We start from the raw sequence: 266 nt of genomic DNA, 5'->3' as shown, positions 1-266 counted from the left end.
GATCACCGCACACTGCCCGCGCCATCTTGTTGCATATCATGTGAAGCGCTTCTACATGGTAAGGCTTGAACTCTTCGCGCCCTTGCATTTTTCGCCAAACTGGGCCGAAAAGTTCAACCGTCATCGCCGAAACATCCGAATAGCTGCCATAGCGTGATCCTCGCTGCCGCAACGTTTCATCTACGTTATTCACGACAAATCCACCTCTCTGCACTCGTAGCGGCCATTGGCCTTCTTACCCCATCCGTGCACAAATACTAGCATAC

At 51.9% G+C, this 266-nt stretch carries 1 protein-coding gene; it reads right to left on the bottom strand.

The window, feature by feature from the left end; genetic code table 11:
* Positions 1–193 (bottom strand): hypothetical protein (locus RMT89_RS43465; protein WP_315889274.1); only part of this gene is annotated, 193 nt, incomplete at its 3' end.
* Between the last annotated feature and the right edge of the window lie 73 nt (positions 194–266).

Origin of the sequence: Streptomyces sp. P17, assembly GCF_032436805.1 — a bacterium.
Taxonomy (GTDB): domain Bacteria; phylum Actinomycetota; class Actinomycetes; order Streptomycetales; family Streptomycetaceae; genus Streptomyces.
Note: the sequence above shows the minus strand (reverse complement) of the source record. Positions and strands in the feature narration are given on the sequence as shown.